Source organism: Candidatus Methylobacter oryzae (assembly GCF_003994235.2).
GTDB classification, from domain to species: Bacteria; Pseudomonadota; Gammaproteobacteria; order Methylococcales; family Methylomonadaceae; genus Methylobacter_A; species Methylobacter_A oryzae.
In genome coordinates, this window is the sequence record NZ_RYFG02000084.1 from 15,469 (window position 1) to 34,206 (window position 18,738).

Sequence of the window (18,738 nt, forward strand, 5' to 3'; positions counted from 1 at the left end):
TCCATCAGGGGAAGCAAGTGACAAAAGTAACCCAGCAAAAGCAAGCGTTACCGAACACCTTACCGCGCCCGGAAGGCGAAGAGGCGGAATTGCTGCGCATCTGGGCCCAACCGGCCGGCTGGCGCTGGTTCACGGCGGTCAACAACACAACGATAGGCTTGCTTTATACCGGCGCCGCTTTTGCTTTTTTTGTGCTTGCCGGTTTGGCCGCTTTAGTGATGCGCACGCAGCTTGCTGTACCGGAAAATCATCTGGTTGGCCAGGACTTATACAACCAGCTTTTTACGATGCACGGCACCACGATGATGTTCCTTTTTGCGGTGCCGGCGATGGAGGCATTAGGGGTGTTGCTGCTGCCGCAAATGCTGGCCGCCAGGGATTTGCCGTTTCCGCGGCTGAGTGCGTTTGCGGTCTGGGCGTACATCATCGGCGGCGGAGTATTCTTCAGCACTATCTTTTACGACTTGGCGCCCAAAGGCGGCTGGTTCATGTATCCGCCGTTGACGTTGAGCGAATATTCTCCGGGCGATAACGCCGATTTTTGGCTGCTCGGCATTGGTTTTATTGAAATCTCGGCCATTGCCGGGGCGATTGAAATTATTGTCGGCATTTTGCGGACCCGGCCGCCGGGCATGTCTCTGGATAAGCTGCCTATTTTCGGCTGGGCGATGCTGGTGTTCGCCGGCATGATTGTCGTGGCGTTCCCTGCGGTGATTCTGGCAACGATGTATTTGGAAATCGAGCGCTCTTTCGGCTGGCCGTTTTTTACGGCCGCTGCCGGCGGCGATCCGTTGTTATGGCAGCATCTGTTCTGGTTTTTCGGCCATCCGGAAGTGTATATCATCTTCTTGCCGGCTGCCGGGCTGGTGTCGATGATCGTGCCGACCATGGCGCGGACGCCGCTGGTCGGCTATAAGCTGATTGTCGTCGCGCTGATTGCGACCGGGTTTTTCAGCTTCGGCTTATGGGTGCATCATATGTTCGCGACCGGCATTCCATCGCTCAGTCTGGCTTTTTTTTCCGCGACGAGCATGGCTGTGGCGGTGCCGTCAGGTATCCAGGTTTTTGCCTGGCTGGCTACGATCGCTTCGGCCAAAGGCCGGTTCCGGTTGAATACGGCGTCGCTGTTCGTGCTGGGCATGTTGTTTATTTTTACGGTCGGCGGGCTGACCGGCGTGATGGTCGCGATGGTGCCGTTCGATTGGCAGGCCCACGATACGCATTTTGTCGTCGCTCATCTTCATTACGTATTGGTCGGCGGCATGGTGTTTCCGCTGTTTGCGACTTTTTATTATTGGGCGCCGATGGTCAGTACGAAAATGCTGTCCGAGCGCCTCGGGAAGTGGTGTTTTTGGCTGATATTTACCGGTTTTAACCTGACTTTCTTCCATATGCATATCACCGGGCTGGTCGGCATGCCGCGCCGGGTATGGACGTATTCGGAAGCGTCGGGCTGGGGGCCGTACAATTTCGTATCGACCGTGGGAGCTTATATCATTGGCGCCGGGGTGTTGGTTTTCATCGTCGACGCGATGCGCAATTTTAGGGTGGGGCGGCACGGTATCGGCAATCCCTGGCAAGCAGGAACGCTCGAATGGTTGCCTACGGATGTGTATTCGACCCGCTCCATTCCCCATATCACCAGCCGCGAGCCGCTTTGGGACCAGCCCAACTTGTCCGGGCAGGTCGAGGCGGGCGAACATTATTTGCCCAATGCGCCTACCGGTGGGCGAGAGACGATTGTCACCTCCGCGATTGAAGCCAAGCCGCAATATGTTATTCAAATGTTGGGCCCTGGCTGGATGCATTTTTCCGCCGCCGTGTTTACGGCCGCCTGTTTCCTTTTGCTGACTATCAAAGTGGTTGTGCCTGCGCTGGTTTGCGCTGTGCTTGCTATTGCCAGCTTCCTGGTCTGGGCTTGGGAACTCGATAAAGGTCCCGCCAAAGGCCCGGTGGACATCGGTGCAGGACTGAAACTTCCTGTTTATGTGACCGGTCCGGACGGCCATGGCTGGTGGGCAATGGTTATCCTGATGCTCGTTGCCGGCTCGCTCTATTTTGCCTATCTGTTTTCTTATCTTTACACCTGGACAGTGTCGCCTGGCGTTTGGCCCTCCGATACCGGCAATTTACCGGGGTTGCAGTGGCCGGCTGTCAGCGCGTTGCTGTTTATCGCCAGTGCGGCATTTTTTGCAGTGGCAAAGGGTTTACTGCCGGAACCGGGTGAAAAGAGTCCGCTGACACCGTTGCTGGTGCTGCTCGGTGCGTTACTGGGTGTGTTTGCCGTATATCTGGAGATTTGGTGCCATTGGCGGACAGGGCTCAGCCCCGCTCAATCAAGCTATGGAGCCATCGTGTATATGGCCAGCGTTTTAAACGGACAACTGGTTTTTGCGGTGTTGATCATGTCGCTGTTCGTTATTGCCAGGCATTATACCGGCAAGTTGGACCGGGTGCGCTTTGCCAGTCTGGAAAATACTAATTTGCTGGTTTATTACACTGCGGCGCAAGCGCTTATCGGTCTTTTGTTAATTCACGGTTTCCCGAGGATGATTTAACTATGAATGCATCGAATCAGCAGTTTTCGGAAAAATTTATCGGTATAGCGCTGCTTGCTTTAGCCGGTCCTTTTGTTTGGGTATTGCATTTTGCCGTTGTTTACGGAGTTCAACATATTGCCTGTGCCGCGCTTGGAAATCGAGCCGGTTTTTGGGTAGAGGCTTCGATTATTGTGATTACTGTTGCGGCGCTGTTGGCGTTAGTATTGTTAATTGCCAAACCCGACATTTTGCAGCGTTTGGATAGCGACCGGATCAGGCAGGCAACCACTAAAGAGTTTTTCTCGGAAACTATGCGCTTATTGGCGTTATTATCTTTTTTCGGTGTTTTATGGTCGGGACTCGCTTTATTTTTTCTACCGGCCTGCGGTTCAATCACATGAAGCAACGGAATGCCCGCCTAATGTCTTGTCGATATTGAGTTGGGATTTCGTTTGCCGATTCTTCATATAATTAAATAGAACACGGATGGCACGGATTTTTACGGATTGACACGGATAAGTGCCGGAGTATCAATTTCCAACTTGTGCTCGTGTTCAAAGTTGGAGTACAGGCTTTGCCTGCTTTGTAAGCAGAGCCTGCACTTCAAAATACCGGAAAACTTTAGCTAGATTGCTTAAGATGCGAACTCCCGTAAAAATCCGCGGCAATCCGTCGCATCCGTGTTTTCTCTTTAAAATCCCATTATTGATTTGGATTAGGCTTCTATGTTTTTCCATTTAGCAAGTTCTTGCTGCTCATTCCATTCATCGAATACTTTGATTTTTATCCTCATGAATTCGACTGTTTTGTAAATTAAAAAAACAGTCATTGCCGTAGGCGAACTTCTTTTGAAAACCCCGGTTTAAAAATACGGAAACTAGCGATTATATTGTGATATAGTTCTATCAAATGAGAATGATTGTTGATAACTCATGAGCGGTTGATTCTTAATGCACTTCTATTTTAATGGTTAATTTATGGCAATAAGCTTAAAAAATCTGGCTGTCGGCGATTTAGGAAAGATCGTCGGCTTTGAACAGTCGGGCAAGGCTTATCGGAAACGCCTGTTGGCTATGGGACTAACGCCGGGAACCGAATTTAGCGTAACCCGTTTTGCACCGATGGGTGATCCCGTTGAAATTAAATTACGCGGATTTTCATTAACCCTGCGCAAGGATGAAGCGGCAATATTGTTGATAGAGAAACTCTGATGAAAACTGATTTTACGGTTGGCGTTGTCGGTAATCCGAATTGCGGCAAGACAACGTTATTCAATGCGCTGACCGGAGCCAAGCAGCATGTCGGCAATTGGCCCGGGGTTACGGTCGAAAAGAAAACCGGTGAATACAGCTTCGATCGTAAACTGATCGAACTGGTTGATCTTCCCGGAACTTATTCGTTAGAAGCCGCCGACGACCAGGTTTCTTTGGATGAAAAAGTCGCCCGCGATTATGTCGCCTCTAAGCAAGCCGATTTAATCATCAATATTGTCGATGCTTCGAATCTGGAGCGAAATTTATACTTGACCTCGCAACTGATCGAGATGCAGGTGCCGATGATTTTAGTGCTGAATATGATGGATGCCGTTAAACAACGCGGCATTAAAATCGACGTCGATTATCTTGAAGAATTCCTGGGTTGTCCCGTTATCCCGGTTACCGCCTCAGTCAAGGGCGGTATCGGTTCGTTGAAAACCGCGATCAACAGCGCCGCCCGCGCCAAACCGATACCTTCGGTAAAAATTACTTATACCTCCGCATTGGAACAAGCCATCGCCGATATTTCGCCGTTGCTGGTCGAGACAGCCCGGCAATGCCAATGCGATTTGCGCTGGCTGGCCGTGCGCTTGCTTGAAGACGATACGCTGGCCAGGCAGTTTGTAGAATCAACTTCGACAAATTCGGTTTTACTTAAAACTGCCGAACTACAGCGCCGGGTGGAAGCCGAAACCGACGATGAAATCGACATTCTTGCTGCCGACGCCCGCTATGGTTTTGTCAATGAATTGACCGGTGGCGCAGTCTGTAAATTGAACGAAGTAAGCCGCCATACGACCGATAAAATCGACAGCATTGTCTTGAACCGCTTTCTGGGCATTCCGGTTTTCCTGTTGGTCATGTACGCAATGTTCATGTTTACGATCAATATCGGCAGCGCCTTTGTCGATTTTTTCGATCAAGCGGTCGGCGCTTTATTGGTTGACGGGCTGGGGCAGGTGCTCACCGGACTGAATTGGCCGCAATGGCTGACGGTATTGATCACCAAGGGCGTAGGCGGCGGTATTCAGGTCGTCGCTACTTTTATTCCTATTGTCGGCTTTCTGTTTATGTTCCTGTCGGCGCTCGAAGACTCCGGCTACATGTCCAGGGCGGCTTTCGTGATGGACAGGTTCATGCGCATGATCGGTTTGCCCGGCAAATCCTTCGTGCCGATGATTGTCGGTTTCGGCTGCAATGTCCCGGCGATTATGGCGACCCGGACCTTGGAAAGCCAGCGCGACCGGATACTGACCAACTTGATGAACCCGTTCATGTCCTGCGGAGCCAGACTACCGGTTTACGCGTTGTTTGCGGCTGCCTTTTTTCCGGTTGGCGGCCAGAATCTGGTTTTCGGTTTGTATCTATTGGGAATCGCCGTTGCGGTACTGACCGGTTTAATCATGCGCCACACCTTATTTAAAGGCGAATCGATGCCGTTCATTATGGAGCTGCCCGCTTATCATATGCCGACGATGCGCGGCGTATTTATCAGAACCTGGGACCGGCTCAAGTCGTTTTTGTTCAACGCCGGTAAAGTCATTGTACCGATGGTGTTGGTGCTGAACTTTCTTAACGCATTGGGTACGGACGGTTCATTCGGCCAGGAAAACAGCAATAAATCGGTATTAAGCGAGATCGGCCGCAGTTTGACGCCGGCATTTAAACCGATGGGCATAGAAAAAGACAACTGGCCGGCAACGGTCGGCATTTTTACCGGCGTACTCGCCAAAGAAGCCGTGGTCGGGACGCTGGATGCGTTATACAGCCAGCTTGAAGCGGCTGCCCCAACGGCTGAAAAAGCGCCGTTCAATCTTGAACAGGCCTTGATTGACGCCTGCTTAACCGTGCCTAAAAAACTGCAAGAGGTTGCTGACAATGTGTTAGACCCATTGGGCCTGAATATCGGCACCGTGAACGACATAGCAGCGGCTGCCGGCGAGCAGGAAGTCAATGCCGGCACTTTTGCCGCGATGCAGCAGAGTTTCGACGGCAAAGCCGGGGCCTTTGCCTATTTGCTGTTTATCTTGTTGTATTCGCCTTGCGTTGCCGCGACGGCTGCAATTTACCGGGAAACCAATCTGAACTGGACTTTGTTTGTGGCTTTTTGGACTACCGGCATTGCTTTTATGACGGCAACTATCTTTTATCAAACGATGACCTACAGCCTGCATCCCGACTATTCTTTTGTTTGGATAAGCGCGCTGATCCTTGCGTTTTCAGCGGTACTGTTCGGATTATGGCTGCTTGGCAAAAATGCCGGCATTACCGGCTTAAAACAACAAAGCAGGGAGTCGTTAAGTGATCCTGTCTGATTTAAGAGCTTATTTAAAAGAACAGCGCCGCGTTGCGTTGGCGGATTTGGTTACTCATTTCAGCATGGATGCGGACGCGTTGCGGGGCATGTTGGACAAATGGATCAGCAAAGGCAAAGTGCGCAAATTACCGTTGACCGCTTCTTGCGGTACCAGCTGTTGTCAGTGCGATACGGCGTTGACCGAGATTTACGAGTGGGTGGACGAGTGAGCTGCGGTACGCTTTAACGCTCACCAATGGAAGGATAAAGTCCGGGCATCGTAATCAATGAATCAAGTTGTCCGTTCGCTGGGCCGCTTTGGCATAAACGCAAGATTTAAGGCGTGGTTACAGGCTATGATATGCTTGCTTTCGATAAACTCCTTAACGAGGTGATTTCATATGTCTACCGTACTGACACACACTCGCTATACCGCCGAAGAATATTTAACGCTTGAACGTAGCTCGCCTATTAAAAGCGAATTCCACGACGGCCGGATCTATGCAATGACCGGGGCCAGCCGGAAGCATAATCTGATAACGGTTAATATTGCCGGAGAATTCGCAACCAACTCAAAAAACGCCGCTGCGAAGCCTACGGTAGCGATATGCGCGTCAAGGCTGCCGAATCCCGCAGCTACCATTATCCTGACATCGTTGTTGTATGCGGCGAGCCGCAATTCGAAGACGCGCATGTCGATACCTTGCTTAATCCCACATTGCTGATTGAAGTGCTGTCGCCGTCCACCGAAGCTTACGACCGGGGCGGCAAGTTCGCCCATTACCGTAAAATCCCGACACTACGCGAATATTTGTTGGTGTCGCAAGATCAACCGAGTATTGAGCGTTATGTGCGGCAAGGGGATGTGTGGGTATTATCGGAAGCAGCGGGGCTTGATGCGCTTATGCCGCTGGATAGCATAGGTTGCGCGCTTAGCCTGGGCGAGGTTTACGACAAGGTCCTGGATGATTGGGAAACAGGGATAATTTTGCCCTGATCTTGCATTTTGCCTGTCAATATTACTCTCCTGTTATCGGCGGCTTTACTCGCTTTGCTTTATTACTTCGGCTACTTATACCGGCGAATCAGCCTGCTCAAATCTTGCCACTGAAACTTATACACCAAAAATACCGCCAATCCCGCGCCGCAGGTATCGGCAAGCCAGTCGGCAATATCCGGGGAACGTTCTTCGACGAAAGATTGATGCCATTCATCGGATATACCGTATAAACTGCAAAAAATAATACTGAACAAAGCCAGTATAATAGAGCTATTGAACACGCTCTTAAAACTGCGCCATGCCAATACGCCCATTATAAAGTAGGCGCCGGCGTGGAGAATTTTATCCTGCATCGAAAACAAGTCCGGAACCGGCAGTGTGGGCTGATCGGAAAGCCAGTAAATGAATAGGCAGTACAGAAACAATAGCGTGAAATCTAAAATCTTAGTCATAGCTTTACAATAACCAGTAATGAAAAATTTATTTGAATTTGCCGAAGCGTTTTTTCGCCAGGTTGATGTCGAGGAAAAGTTGGCGCTGACGCATCGGGCTTGGCAGACTTACATTGACGGGGAGTTAACTATTACTTCGGAGCGTCCGGTATTGCCGATAGATCGGGTAACGTTTCCCGACAAGCCGGTGTTATTGGCTCCGCGTCAGATGCCCCGGCGCAAATTGACCACGCCCGATGGCGTAGCCGCTTTTTTCCATGCGATTGCCCATGTTGAATTCGTCGCCATTTATTTGGCTTGGGATATTTTGTATCGTTTTCGCGCTATGCCGGAGCAATTTTATCAGGATTGGCTACGGGTTGCCGATGAAGAGGCCCAGCATTTTGCATTAATCAGGGCGCATATGTTGACTATGCAGATTGATTACGGCGATCTACCCGCGCATAGCGGTTTATGGGATCATGCCAAGGATACAGCCGATGATTTACCGGGAAGGTTGGCGATGGTGCCGCGTTGCATGGAAGCTCGCGGCTTGGACGTAACGCCGGGGCTGATTGAAAAATTCAGGGCGCTGGGTGACGATGCAAGCGTGGCGATTTTAACGCGGATTCTGGAAGACGAAGTAGGGCATGTGGAGTTAGGTTCTTACTGGTTTAAATTTGTTTGCGAGCAACAGGGTTTTGAAGTTGAAGCCAAGTACCGGGATTTAATCGATCAATATTATATCGGTGGAAAACCCAAAGGGCCGTTTAACAGGGAATTGCGCAAAATTGCCGGTTTTTCGGATGCCGAGATTGATTGGCTGGAATGTTAAAATCATAGAACACGGATGACACGGATTTTTAACCCAAACCAAGTTTTAAATCAGTGTTTATCCGTTTAATCCGTGTTCCATTTAATATATCTTCGTAGTTTTATTGGTGTGTACCAGGACCGGAAAATCAGGAAGCAACTATGAATCAAGATATACCGCCTACACTGGAAATCGTTGAGCATGACGGCGGCAAACATCTTGTCAAATTATCAGGCAGCTGGAATATTCGCAGTTTAGTTGCAGTACCGGGACTTAACCGGGAAATCAGCTCATATGCGGCCGATAAAAATACTCAATGGGACATGAATTCGATCGCAGTGCTCGACAGTGCCGGGGCGCTGATTCTTTGGAAAGCCTGGGGGAAAAGGATGCCGGACGCATTACAGATGAAGCCCGAACACCAGCGCTTATTCGAGCGTTGGCAAGGTGTGGAAATTCCTCAGCGCGAACCGGTACAATCCCGCTCAAGGCTAATCATCACATATACTGACCGATTACTGGCCGGTTTCTGGACGCAATTATTACAAGTGGTGACTTTGCTGGGCCAGTTGGTCCTGGATATAGGCTACCTGTTGTTGCATCCGGGCGCGATTCCCTGGGCGGAAATTTCAATTACGATTTATGAATCGGGAGTTCGGGCTTTAGGTATTACCGCGCTGGTAGGTTTTTTGATCGGCATCGTGCTAAGTTATTTGTCGGCATTGCAGCTGAAGATTTTTGGGGCGGAGATTTATATCATCGATATTCTGGGTTTGAGCGTTATTCGTGAGCTGGGGCCTTTGCTGGCAGCCATTCTGGTTGCCGGACGCTCCGGTTCGGCAATGACCGCGCAAATCGGCATTATGCGGGTGACCGAAGAACTCGATGCGTTATCTGCGATGGGAATATCGCATTCGTTACGCCTGATCCTGCCCAATGTAGCGGCCTTAACCATCGTCCTGCCGTTGTTAAGCGTATGGACCAGTTCCATGGCGCTGATTGGCGGCATGGTGTCGGCGCAAACGACGCTGGGCATTAATTACCAACAGTTTTTCGATAAATTGCCCGATGCAGTGCCGCTGACTAACTTATTTATAGGCTTCGGGAAAAGCGCGGTGTTCGGTTTGATGATTGCGCTGATTGCTTGTCACTTTGGTTTCCGCATCCAGCCGAATACCGAAAGCTTGGGCAATGAGACGACTAATTCGGTAGTAGCGGCGATTACCGTAGTGATTATGATCGATGCGGTATTCGCGATACTGTTTATGGGTATCGGAATGCCATGAACGAAATGTATGCAATACAGCTTGAGCATATCTGGACCCGTTTTGGCGATCCTGGCAAAGGCGGTAAGATTGTTCATCGGGATATTAATCTTTGCCTTGAACAAGGTGAAATTCTGGGATTGGTCGGCGCATCGGGTTGCGGCAAGACAACGTTGCTGCGCGAAATCATCGGCTTGCAAACACCTACTCAAGGCGAGGTTTATGTGATGGGGCAGTCATTGAAAGATGCCGGTTCCGATCACGGCCAGCGGCTTCGTAATAATTGCGGCGTATTATTCCAGAAAGGCGCGTTGTTTAGCGTATTGAATGTATTCGATAATATCGCTTTTCCGTTGCGGGAGATCGGTTTTCACGATGAGGAGTTAATTGCCCGCATCGTGTTTATGAAGCTGGCGATGGTCGGTTTGGCTGCAAGCGATGCTTGGTTAAAACCGGCCGATTTGTCCGGCGGCATGACTAAGCGGGTTGCGCTGGCCCGCACGATGGTCCTTGATCCGGCGTTGCTGTTGCTTGATGAGCCGACCTCGGGCCTCGATCCTATTTCCAGCGAGGATTTCGTCAGCCTGTTGTCCGAACTGCATAAAGACCTTCGTTTTACCGTCGTGATGGTGACTCATGATTTGGATATATTAAGGGATTTGTGCACCAAAGTTGCCGTGCTGGCGGATAATCGATTGGTCGCTTTTGGATCGTTGGCGGAGGTTTTAAATTGCCGGCATCCTTTTGTCGATAAATTTTTTCATAACAAGCGCGCTGAACGGGTATTTCAATACCAGGAGACTGCTGATGGGTAGAGAAAAACATGCACTCGCTACCGGCCTGTTTTTGATTACGTTAGTGGCCGCGTCGACGGCGATTGTTTTCTGGATCGGTACGATGAACCAGGAACGCAATCTCTATGTTATTGCGACACGGTCCTCTGTTTCCGGCCTCAATCCGGAATCGACTGTTTTTTACCGGGGCATTGCGGTCGGAAAAGTGTTAAATATCCAGTTTGATCCGTTGGATTCCGGCAATATTCTTGTGCCGATTGAGATTGATAAGAATATCGTATTGGACAAAGATGTTTACGCAACCTTGCGTTTAAAAGGAGTGACCGGATTGACCCAGATTGAGCTGGAAGATTCCGGTGCGATAACCGGGCCGCTGATGCCGGGAAATAATCCCGAAACCCGGATTCCTTTAATGCCGTCGATGGCCGACAAGCTGATGGGCTCGGGAGAGGATCTGTTGCATAAAGCCGATCATTTGATGCAGCGGCTTAGTGCGATATTAAGCGATGAAAATGAAAAAAACATCGGCAGCATCCTGGGTAATTTAAGTACATTAACCGGCAAGCTTTCCGAATTGCAAAAAAGCGTTGATAAGGCGCTGGCCGGAGTACCTGCATTGAGCAACGATGCAAGAAAAACGCTAGCCAATATCAATGCATTGGCAAGTGAGTTGCAAGGCCTGACCGAAGAAGTTCATGGTCTCAGTATAAAAGCGAACGATCTTGCCGATACCGGCAAAATAACCGGCGATGTTCTAACGCAAACAACGTTGCCTAAAGTTAACAAACTGTTGACTGAGTTACAGTCGACAACGCAACAGGTAAAAAGAGTCGCCGCAATGCTGGAAAGCGATCCGCAGGAATTACTGTTAGGGCCCAGTCAACAGGATGCAGGGCCGGGCGAGCCGAATTATAAGGAACAGCCATGAAATACTTGTTAGTCGGCTGCTTAGTCTTGTTTTGCGTAGGATGCAGCGTTAGCGCCAAACAGCCGGCATTGCATGATTTTGGCGTGCCTGTCTCAGCCGCTGTTAATCAAGGCAAAGTATCCGTTAGTGTCAATGCGCCGACCTGGCTTTGGGATAATCGTATTCGTTACCGGCTGCTTTTTAGTTCGCCTTCGCAAGTCCGGTTTTATGGCCTGGATCGCTGGATTGCTTCTCCACCTGAGATGTTCGAGCAGTTACTGACGTTCAATAACACTCAAGATCGTGATTATGTGATTGTTATTCGCTTACATGACTTCGAGCAGCAATTCGATACGCCCGATCGGTCTCGTGTCGTGATGCGATTTTCCGTGGAAGCTTCTTTCGATAATAAACGGAAAACGAGTAGCCAGGAGTTTTATCTGGAACAGGTTAATAAAATGCCCGATGCGGCTGGCGCAATCGCCGGCTTTATCGATTTGGCGCGTAAAGCTAGCGGAAAAATCCAGGACTGGATTGCAAGACTACCTGAGCGATAGGCAAAAAAAACCTCCCAATGCCAAAGGCAAAGGGAGGCAAAATGTACAGATACTGGATAGTTCTGAACTTTCACACTACGAGGAGGTATATGAAACTATTGGAGATAAAGCGATTAAACTTTAATCTCGTAAAAGCGGCGGAATAACGACATTTAATAAAAATGTCGAAACAAAGTGCGTAATAAATAAAACGTGTTTATTTCTGAAAATATCTTTATAAATCAGTTAGAACAGTTTGCTTCCCAATGGCTGTAGATTATACGTATGTAACCGTATGCTCACAATACTGCCGCAAATTAATAGATTGTTTCTGTTTTGTTTATAGTTGCTAAGACGCGTCTAAGCCCAAAAAACAGGCGTTCCCAGGCTTAACTCAATAGCCTGTTGTTTTGTATATCGCCATCGCCCGATATGCCCCCGTCTTATTAGGTGCTTCTACCGATTGTACAAACAATTCGGCTACCTTATTCTGTTTTTGCTTTAAACTGGATTTTTAGGTTGGACTGGTTTGGCACAATTGACAAGTCGTTGTTTTCTTTTTTTGTATGGATTACCACTAAACTTTAATGAGGGCAAAATCATGAAAAAATCGATACTTGCATTTACAAGTTTATTGCTGTTAATCGGTGCGTTTTTCAGTGCCGCCGTTTTTGCTGAAGAACATGCCTATACGGCAATTGAGCACACCAGTGCCGCGTTAGCACAAGGTAAAGCAGGTAAAGCACCGGAACTGGTTCAACATGCGCAACAAGCGCTGGAACACGCAAAAAAAGCGGAAGAGGTGGCATTAGGCCATTCGAAAACCCAAATGCAATCCGCAATTAAAGCTCTGGAAAAAACGATTAGCCAAGGTAATTCAGGAGATGCAAAGTCGGCTTCCGTATCGGCTGAAGAGGCCTTGGGATTCCTGCAAGCAGGTAATAAATAGCCTTAACGTCGCAGAAAAAGGGCGGAGTTTTCCTCCCTTTTTTTCCTGTCTTAAAATGCGTTTGTTCGTAGCGATAAATGCATCCCGCCTATCGATCTCTTACTGTGGCATCCGATAAAACTGTTTAATATCCGATAGTTGTTGTCTTTAAACTGTCAAAGAATCTTATTAAACGATATAATTATTCAATTGCCATCCAGTTAAGAGAGTAGAGTGGATATTAAAGAATATATGCAAACGCTTGGCCGGCAGGCCAGGAAAGCGGGACGGGAAATAAGCCGTACCGAATCGGGCAAAAAAAATCTGGCCTTACTGAAAATCGCCGAAGCGCTCGAGAATAATCGTGAGCTGCTGATAGCCGAAAATCGTAAGGATCTGGATGCCGGTAAAATCAACGGCCTGGATGCGGCCTCGCTGGACAGGCTGGAATTAAAACCGTCCGGCATTCAAGCGATGGTTGAAGGCTTAAAACAAGTGGCTGCGTTGCCCGATCCGGTCGGTGAAATCAGCGATTTAAGCTACCGGCCCAGCGGCATACAGGTCGGACAGATGCGCGTACCTTTAGGCGTGATCGGCATTATCTACGAATCCCGTCCCAATGTAACCGTCGATGCGGCGGCTTTGTGCCTCAAATCCGGCAATGCCTGTATTTTAAGAGGCGGCTCGGAAGCCATACATTCCAACCAGGCGGTTGCGGCCTGTGTTTCCGAAGGTCTAAAAGCGGCTGGTTTGCCGGTCGAGGCCGTGCAGATCGTGGCGACAGCAGACCGCGAAGCCGTCGGCGAATTAATTACGATGGATCAATTCGTCGACGTAATTGTTCCGCGCGGCGGCAAAAGCTTGATCGAGCGAATTTCCAAGGATGCAACGATTCCTGTGATCAAACACCTGGACGGCATTTGCCATGTCTATATCGACGATAAAGCCGACATAGACAAAGCGATTAAGATTGCGCTGAATGCCAAAACCCATCGCTACGGCGTTTGCAATGCGATGGAAACTTTATTGGTTGCGGAAGGCATCGCTGCAAAAGTACTACCGCTATTGGCTGAAAAATATAGCGAAAAAGGCGTTGAGCTGCGCGGTTGTCTTAAGGCTTGTTCACTGATTCCGGGTTGTCTCAGAGCCACGGAAGAAGACTGGAATACAGAATATCTGGCGCCGATTTTATCGATCAAAGTGGTCGACGGCATCGATGATGCCATCGAACATATCAACAAATACAGCTCCGCGCATACCGAAGCCATTGTGACCGAGGATTACACGCTGGCTCGCCGATTCTTGCGGGAAGTGGATTCCAGCTCAGTCATGGTAAACGCGTCGACCCGTTTTGCCGACGGTTTTGAGTATGGGTTGGGCGCTGAAATCGGCATCAGCACCGATAAGCTGCACGCCAGAGGGCCGGTCGGTTTAAAGGGCTTGACCTCATTAAAGTACATTGTTTTGGGTGACGGCCATATCCGGCAATAAATGATTGGGATTTTCGGCGGCACTTTCGACCCGGTTCATTACGGACATTTACGCTCGGCACTTGAAGTTAAGGACATTTTCGGACTGGATGAAGTCCGCTTAATTCCCTGTGCCGATCCACCGCATCGCGGACAACCGGCGGTAACGGCCGAGATGCGCTTGCGGATGCTGGAGCTCGCTATACAAGACCGTCTGGGATTAACGGTCGATACCAGAGAGCTGGACCGGCATAAAACCGACCAAACGCCGTCGTATATGGTCGATACGTTGCAGTCGCTACGGCAGGAATTTCCCAATGAACCTTTGTTATTGTTTATCGGCACCGACGCGTTCGAGCATTTAACCGGCTGGCATCAATGGCAGCGCTTATTCGACTATGCGCATATTGCCGTGATGACCCGGCCCGGTTTTGAAACGCCGGCACTTAACGACTTTTTTAAAGCCAGGTTGGCTAAAAATATTGACCGGTTGCGGCAGCAGAATGCAGGGCAATTATACTTCCAGCAAATCACCCAACTGGACATCTCGGCCACCGCTATCAGGGATATGATCGCAAGAAAACAAAATCCGGTTTTTTTATTGCCGGATGCTGTCATAGAATACATCAAGCAAAACAAGCTTTACGAGACACATTGATCTCATTTTTACACTTAGGAATTTGAATGCAAGCAGAACAGATATTGAAAATTGTCCAGGAAGTTTTGGATGAACGCAAAGGACAAAGCATAACGACACTCGATGTCCGGGGAAAAACCAGTTTTACCGACTATATGGTCGTAGTGACCGGTACTTCGGATCGTCACCTGAAGTCTTTATGTGATTACGTATCGGAAAAGCTGAAAGAAAACGGCGTTAAACCTTTAGGCATGGAAGGCGATTTAGGCTCGGACTGGGTTCTGCTGGATTTGGGCGACGTGATTGTCCATGCGATGAATGCCCAAGCCCGCGAATTTTATCAACTAGAGAAATTATGGTCGGTTGAAGGTTCTAAGGAAGGCGAGCAGAAAGCTTCGTAGCTTCTTAGATTGCCTGTTGCGCTAGCCCCCAATCTTGGGATGTAGCGCAACAGTTAGGCGCTTTTCTGCCATTGCGCCGGAGAATGCGCGATACCGAGCAAACCGTCAATAGATATATCTTCATCGATTAGCGGCCAGTAAATACCGTAGCCGGAAGGTGAAATTTCGTAGTGGTTTAGTTCTTTTTCGCTGGCCTTGGCTAATATGGACGATATTTCAAGCAAAGTTTTGCTGATTGATTGACCGTCTACTTTCAGAGATAGTTTTCCATCTTTTATTTTGATTTCATCAATTTGATGGTAAGTGTTCATGGGTATCTCCTGTTTTGGAATTCTTGCCACTGGTCTACGATATATTCGAAATGTTCGAATATTATCTTTCGGATTTGTCTTTTGTCTCGCGGTGACAGATTTAATGCGAAGGCTTCCTGGATGTCAAAATTTTCAACGTCTATCCAAAATTTGCATTCCTTATCCCCACTTTTGCAATGGATGTGTATGGGTTCATTTCCTTCGTTTGCGTAGAAAAACAATCTCCATCCGAGAAGAACAAGTACGGTCGGCATCTGTTAAATTCCTAAGTGGTTACGAACTAGCTGATGGTGTCAGATTTGAGCATGAATATTCACAACAAACAACGGCAATAAACCTGAGCGCTGGACTCCGCAAACATTTTGAGCTGATGTTCGGTTAACGACAATGCCCTTTGAGGTACACAGCCGTTAACCCGAAACGACTTCTTTAGACTTCTTTATGACTGGGCGCCAAAGTAGCCAATGATTTGACCAGCTTCATAACGCCATACCCCAAAATCATATAAAGCAGGGCAGAGCTGACATAAGGCGGGTAATACTGGGCTACTCGTGAAAAATACTGGCCCCAGGACAAATCCGGATAACGGCCTGAAAACAAATAAAAGCTGCCGTTTGAAATAGCGAATGCAGTCGATGTCGCCAGTGCCGCTACACCAAACTGCACTGCCAGCTTAGCCGGTTTCAGTGATTTAAATGCCGAGCAGTAGCGGCCTGCAAACCACATGACCGCATAAGTGGGAATCAGGAAAACATAGGAGGGCGATACGCACCAACTGCTGGTGCCGTTTGCAATAGCGATGGCGTCGATCAATCCGGCCAGAACCAGCAGGAAAGCAAAAAACGCTTTGTTTCTATAAAAGCCGGCAAAGAAAAAAACCGCCAATGATGCATCGGGCAGATGCAAGACGTCGCCGAAATGGTGAAAGCGCGTCAACGCCATCAGCGCGATCAACGGGATCGGTAAATAATCGGCTTGCAGCCATTGTTTTATGTTCATGGTATTGTCTCCGGAAAGTTAGTTGTTGTAATGGATTGAAAGAAAGAAATTCCTGCCTGCGGTGTTGTAGGTATTAATGGTCTGATACTGCTTATCCAACAGGTTGTTCAGTTTCGCGCTTAGCATCCAGTTTTTGTTCAAATGATAGGCCGAGCGCAAATCGACGGTTACGTAACCGGCAACTTTGGTTTTGTTCTGCGCATCGTCGAAACGTTCGCCTTGAGCCAACACAGCGCCTCCCAGGTCAAACTGTCCGCATGAGCGCGATAAATCGAACGATAAAGTTTTGTCAGCCCGGCGCGGCAGCCGCAGATCGGACTCCCGGTTTTTAGGGCTTAACAGGTTCATGTTCAATTTGCCGTTCCAGCCTAGCAACTGCGTGCCGATTTCAGCTTCGATGCCGTCGATTTGCGCTTTGCCGACGTTTTCCGCGCTGGCTAGAAAAGTTGCCGGATTCGTGACCGTCACGATCAAATTGTCGATATTGGTATGGTAGCCGCGAAGTTCCCATTGCAGCCAATCATGATCGCCGGCCAATCCGGCTTCGAAAGACGTCGATTGTTCGGCTTTCAGCGAAGGATTGCCGAATCCCGGAAAATAAAGCTGGTTAAATGTCGGCGCCTTGAACGCATTGCCGAAGCTCGCAAATGGGCTGATGCCGTAATTCCAGTGGTAACGCCAGCCGAAATTGCCGGTTACCTGTTCGCCGAAGGCTTCGTTTTTATCGCCGCGCACCGATGCGTTGAAAAAATGAGCGTCCAGAATGCGGCTGTGCAATTCGGTAAAAATGCCTGCATCGTAACGGGAAGTTTCATTGTAGGCGGTTGAGCTGTCCACTTGATCCAGCCGGTAATCGGAGCCTATAACCAACTGGTGATTGTCGGACAACGCCACTTCGTTCAACCAACTGGCATTCCAACGCGTGCTGTTAAAGCGGCTGGAAAATGATCCGTCGGGCGCAAAGTTGTCGCCTTCGTCGCGGCTTTGCCCGAAACGCAGCATTGAGCGCCAGTTCTCGGCAATATTCATGCCGGCTGTAGCGCCGACGGTTTGTTCTATAAATTCCGTTTTGTTTTGGAAGGAACCGTCATATTCGTTTTTCCCCTCGGCCCGCATAAAAAATGCCTCAACTTCGGCATTGTTATCGAAGCGATGGCCTAACCTGGCGTTCAGCGCCGTGTTCAGGTAGCCGTCCTTATCCGGCTGGTTGATGCCGAACGGCCCAGGAGTCGGTTGCCGGGAATTAAAACCTTGAGAGCCGAACTGCGACGAAGCCAATGTATACCAGCTGTTTTTCCATTGACCGCTGACAGAACCGGATGCGCGATAAGTATCGTAAGTGCCGCCGCCTGCATCCAGCGTCACGCTGGGCTTTTCATTTTGGCTGCCTTTGCGGGTGAAAATCTGGATAACTCCGCCGATGGCTTCCGAACCGTAAAGGCTAGACTGAGGCCCGCGGATGATTTCCACCCGCTCGACCTGATCGAGCGGAATAAGTTGAAAAGGCGTGGTCCCCGAGGTGACGGAGCCGATTTTAATGCCGTCAAGCAATACCAGTACGTGGTCGGAATTGGTTCCGCGCATGTAAAGATTGGTATCTTTCCCATAGCCGCCGCTTTGCGACATATCGACGCCGGTCGTGCCGCTTAACAATTCCGGTAAGGTTTTAGCCTGGAGGCGTTCTATATCTTTTCGGGTATAAACAGTCGCCGCAGCCGCCAGTTGGTTTTTAGCCGTTTCCGTTCGAGTTGCGGTAACAACAATATCGGGAAGATTTTGCACAGTTTCCTGCGCGTGTAATTGGCTATTAAAGCCCGTCAATAATAATGAGCCGAAGATAAGTTTTTGCATTTGTGTCCTCTTGCGCCGCCCGCGCAGGGTGGTTGATTTACACAACAGAGGACAAACAAAACGAGAGATGACGCAGAGCTAGACTGTCATTTTCGCTGACAGCCCTCCGCTGTACCGAATTACACTTTCGGGCCGGTCTCCGGGCTTGTAAGTGGCGTCAGCCTGAATCATCGCCTTCCCATGCGTTAGCACAGTGGCGTCTCGATGAAACTTTTACTTACATACCGTTGCGGGGGCAGCGTCGGCTTTGGATACCGACTTCCCGTTTAACCATTGGGTTTGAATAACCCTCCGGAACCTGAA

Annotated in this window: 19 protein-coding genes, 1 pseudogene and 1 riboswitch; of the genes and pseudogenes, 15 read left to right on the forward strand and 5 right to left on the reverse strand. The window is 49.2% G+C overall.

Features of this window, described 5'->3' with window-relative positions; translation table 11 throughout:
* The first annotated feature begins 17 nt into the window (after positions 1-17).
* From EKO24_RS08980 to EKO24_RS09005, 6 genes and pseudogenes are all read left to right on the forward strand, one after another.
* Positions 18-2,558: a cbb3-type cytochrome c oxidase subunit I gene (locus tag EKO24_RS08980; RefSeq protein WP_127026925.1), complete on the forward strand. Its 2,541-nt coding sequence runs from the start codon at positions 18-20 to the stop codon at positions 2,556-2,558.
* Between the two features lie 2 nt (positions 2,559-2,560).
* Positions 2,561-2,941 (forward strand): hypothetical protein, encoded by a 381-nt coding sequence (locus tag EKO24_RS08985; protein ID WP_127026926.1) that lies wholly within the window; start codon positions 2,561-2,563, stop codon positions 2,939-2,941.
* Between the two features lie 576 nt (positions 2,942-3,517).
* A complete protein-coding gene (locus EKO24_RS08990; protein ID WP_127026927.1) occupies positions 3,518-3,751 on the forward strand; it encodes a FeoA family protein in 234 nt (77 codons plus the stop codon).
* Complete coding sequence (gene feoB, locus EKO24_RS08995; RefSeq protein WP_127026928.1) at positions 3,751-6,111, forward strand: Fe(2+) transporter permease subunit FeoB; 2,361 nt, start codon at positions 3,751-3,753, stop codon at positions 6,109-6,111. Before EKO24_RS08990 ends, feoB begins: the two co-directional genes overlap by 1 nt.
* Complete coding sequence (locus EKO24_RS09000; protein WP_127026929.1) at positions 6,098-6,322, forward strand: FeoC-like transcriptional regulator; 225 nt, start codon at positions 6,098-6,100, stop codon at positions 6,320-6,322. The genes feoB and EKO24_RS09000 overlap by 14 nt, the downstream gene beginning before the upstream one ends.
* Before the next feature lie 171 nt (positions 6,323-6,493).
* Positions 6,494-7,089 (forward strand): annotated as a pseudogene (locus tag EKO24_RS09005) (Uma2 family endonuclease).
* A 71-nt stretch (positions 7,090-7,160) separates the two neighbouring features.
* Here the strand turns inward: EKO24_RS09005 and EKO24_RS09010 are convergent.
* The gene (locus tag EKO24_RS09010; protein ID WP_127026930.1) at positions 7,161-7,544 is read right to left on the reverse strand and encodes a VanZ family protein; all 384 of its coding nucleotides are present in this window, start codon (positions 7,542-7,544) and stop codon (positions 7,161-7,163) included.
* 19 nt (positions 7,545-7,563) lie between these two features.
* Between EKO24_RS09010 and EKO24_RS09015 the strand changes: the two genes are divergently transcribed.
* The 9 genes from EKO24_RS09015 (at position 7,564) to rsfS (ending at position 15,274) form a co-directional block, all read left to right on the forward strand.
* Entirely contained in the window at positions 7,564-8,358 is a 795-nt protein-coding gene (locus EKO24_RS09015) for a ferritin-like domain-containing protein (RefSeq protein WP_127026931.1), read from the forward strand.
* A 140-nt stretch (positions 8,359-8,498) separates the two neighbouring features.
* Complete coding sequence (locus tag EKO24_RS09020; RefSeq protein ID WP_127026932.1) at positions 8,499-9,623, forward strand: MlaE family ABC transporter permease; 1,125 nt, start codon at positions 8,499-8,501, stop codon at positions 9,621-9,623.
* Positions 9,620-10,417: an ABC transporter ATP-binding protein gene (locus EKO24_RS09025; RefSeq protein ID WP_127026933.1), complete on the forward strand. Its 798-nt coding sequence runs from the start codon at positions 9,620-9,622 to the stop codon at positions 10,415-10,417. The genes EKO24_RS09020 and EKO24_RS09025 overlap by 4 nt, the downstream gene beginning before the upstream one ends.
* The gene (locus tag EKO24_RS09030) at positions 10,410-11,324 is read left to right on the forward strand and encodes an MlaD family protein (RefSeq protein ID WP_127026934.1); all 915 of its coding nucleotides are present in this window, start codon (positions 10,410-10,412) and stop codon (positions 11,322-11,324) included. Before EKO24_RS09025 ends, EKO24_RS09030 begins: the two co-directional genes overlap by 8 nt.
* Entirely contained in the window at positions 11,321-11,860 is a 540-nt protein-coding gene (locus EKO24_RS09035; RefSeq protein WP_127026935.1) for an ABC-type transport auxiliary lipoprotein family protein, read from the forward strand. The genes EKO24_RS09030 and EKO24_RS09035 overlap by 4 nt, the downstream gene beginning before the upstream one ends.
* Positions 11,861-12,440: 580 nt before the next feature.
* Positions 12,441-12,788, forward strand: coding sequence for a small metal-binding protein SmbP (gene smbP, locus EKO24_RS09040; protein ID WP_127026936.1), 348 nt, complete (start codon positions 12,441-12,443; stop codon positions 12,786-12,788).
* Positions 12,789-13,019: 231 nt separating this feature from the next.
* Positions 13,020-14,258, forward strand: coding sequence for a glutamate-5-semialdehyde dehydrogenase (locus tag EKO24_RS09045; protein ID WP_206667241.1), 1,239 nt, complete (start codon positions 13,020-13,022; stop codon positions 14,256-14,258).
* Entirely contained in the window at positions 14,259-14,894 is a 636-nt protein-coding gene (nadD, locus tag EKO24_RS09050; protein WP_127026938.1) for a nicotinate-nucleotide adenylyltransferase, read from the forward strand.
* A 26-nt stretch (positions 14,895-14,920) separates the two neighbouring features.
* A complete protein-coding gene (rsfS, locus tag EKO24_RS09055; protein ID WP_127026939.1) occupies positions 14,921-15,274 on the forward strand; it encodes a ribosome silencing factor in 354 nt (117 codons plus the stop codon).
* Positions 15,275-15,327: 53 nt separating this feature from the next.
* Here the strand turns inward: rsfS and EKO24_RS09060 are convergent, their stop codons facing one another.
* The 4 genes from EKO24_RS09060 to EKO24_RS09075 all read right to left on the reverse strand — a co-directional run bounded on the left by EKO24_RS09060 (position 15,328) and on the right by EKO24_RS09075 (position 18,435).
* Positions 15,328-15,585, reverse strand: coding sequence for a DUF2442 domain-containing protein (locus tag EKO24_RS09060; RefSeq protein WP_127026940.1), 258 nt, complete (start codon positions 15,583-15,585; stop codon positions 15,328-15,330).
* Entirely contained in the window at positions 15,582-15,839 is a 258-nt protein-coding gene (locus tag EKO24_RS23595) for a DUF4160 domain-containing protein (RefSeq protein WP_127026941.1), read from the reverse strand. The genes EKO24_RS09060 and EKO24_RS23595 overlap by 4 nt, the downstream gene beginning before the upstream one ends.
* A 175-nt stretch (positions 15,840-16,014) precedes the next feature.
* Positions 16,015-16,584, reverse strand: coding sequence for a hypothetical protein (locus EKO24_RS09070; protein ID WP_127026942.1), 570 nt, complete (start codon positions 16,582-16,584; stop codon positions 16,015-16,017).
* A gap of 18 nt (positions 16,585-16,602) precedes the next feature.
* On the reverse strand, positions 16,603-18,435 hold the full coding sequence (locus EKO24_RS09075) for a TonB-dependent receptor domain-containing protein (RefSeq protein WP_127026943.1): 1,833 nt from the start codon (positions 18,433-18,435) through the stop codon (positions 16,603-16,605).
* A 113-nt stretch (positions 18,436-18,548) separates the two neighbouring features.
* Positions 18,549-18,738: riboswitch (cobalamin riboswitch) on the reverse strand. This riboswitch is flagged as partial in the annotation.

Bases quoted from the DNA above. Each gene is read 5' to 3' on its own strand.
- feoB (WP_127026928.1), top strand. From the start codon at position 3,751: ATGAAAACTGATTTTACGGTTGGCGTTGTCGGTAATCCGAATTGCGGC.
- rsfS (WP_127026939.1), top strand. From the start codon at position 14,921: ATGCAAGCAGAACAGATATTGAAAATTGTCCAGGAAGTTTTGGATGAA.
- EKO24_RS09020 (WP_127026932.1), top strand. From the start codon at position 8,499: ATGAATCAAGATATACCGCCTACACTGGAAATCGTTGAGCATGACGGC.
- nadD (WP_127026938.1), top strand. From the start codon at position 14,259: ATGATTGGGATTTTCGGCGGCACTTTCGACCCGGTTCATTACGGACAT.
- EKO24_RS23595 (WP_127026941.1), bottom strand. From the start codon at position 15,839: ATGCCGACCGTACTTGTTCTTCTCGGATGGAGATTGTTTTTCTACGCA.
- smbP (WP_127026936.1), top strand. From the start codon at position 12,441: ATGAAAAAATCGATACTTGCATTTACAAGTTTATTGCTGTTAATCGGT.
- EKO24_RS09025 (WP_127026933.1), top strand. From the start codon at position 9,620: ATGAACGAAATGTATGCAATACAGCTTGAGCATATCTGGACCCGTTTT.
- EKO24_RS08985 (WP_127026926.1), top strand. From the start codon at position 2,561: ATGAATGCATCGAATCAGCAGTTTTCGGAAAAATTTATCGGTATAGCG.
- EKO24_RS09010 (WP_127026930.1), bottom strand. From the start codon at position 7,544: ATGACTAAGATTTTAGATTTCACGCTATTGTTTCTGTACTGCCTATTC.
- EKO24_RS09030 (WP_127026934.1), top strand. From the start codon at position 10,410: ATGGGTAGAGAAAAACATGCACTCGCTACCGGCCTGTTTTTGATTACG.
- EKO24_RS08990 (WP_127026927.1), top strand. From the start codon at position 3,518: ATGGCAATAAGCTTAAAAAATCTGGCTGTCGGCGATTTAGGAAAGATC.
- EKO24_RS09035 (WP_127026935.1), top strand. From the start codon at position 11,321: ATGAAATACTTGTTAGTCGGCTGCTTAGTCTTGTTTTGCGTAGGATGC.
- EKO24_RS09015 (WP_127026931.1), top strand. From the start codon at position 7,564: ATGAAAAATTTATTTGAATTTGCCGAAGCGTTTTTTCGCCAGGTTGAT.
- EKO24_RS09070 (WP_127026942.1), bottom strand. From the start codon at position 16,584: ATGAACATAAAACAATGGCTGCAAGCCGATTATTTACCGATCCCGTTG.
- EKO24_RS09060 (WP_127026940.1), bottom strand. From the start codon at position 15,585: ATGAACACTTACCATCAAATTGATGAAATCAAAATAAAAGATGGAAAA.
- EKO24_RS09075 (WP_127026943.1), bottom strand. From the start codon at position 18,435: ATGCAAAAACTTATCTTCGGCTCATTATTATTGACGGGCTTTAATAGC.
- EKO24_RS09045 (WP_206667241.1), top strand. From the start codon at position 13,020: ATGCAAACGCTTGGCCGGCAGGCCAGGAAAGCGGGACGGGAAATAAGC.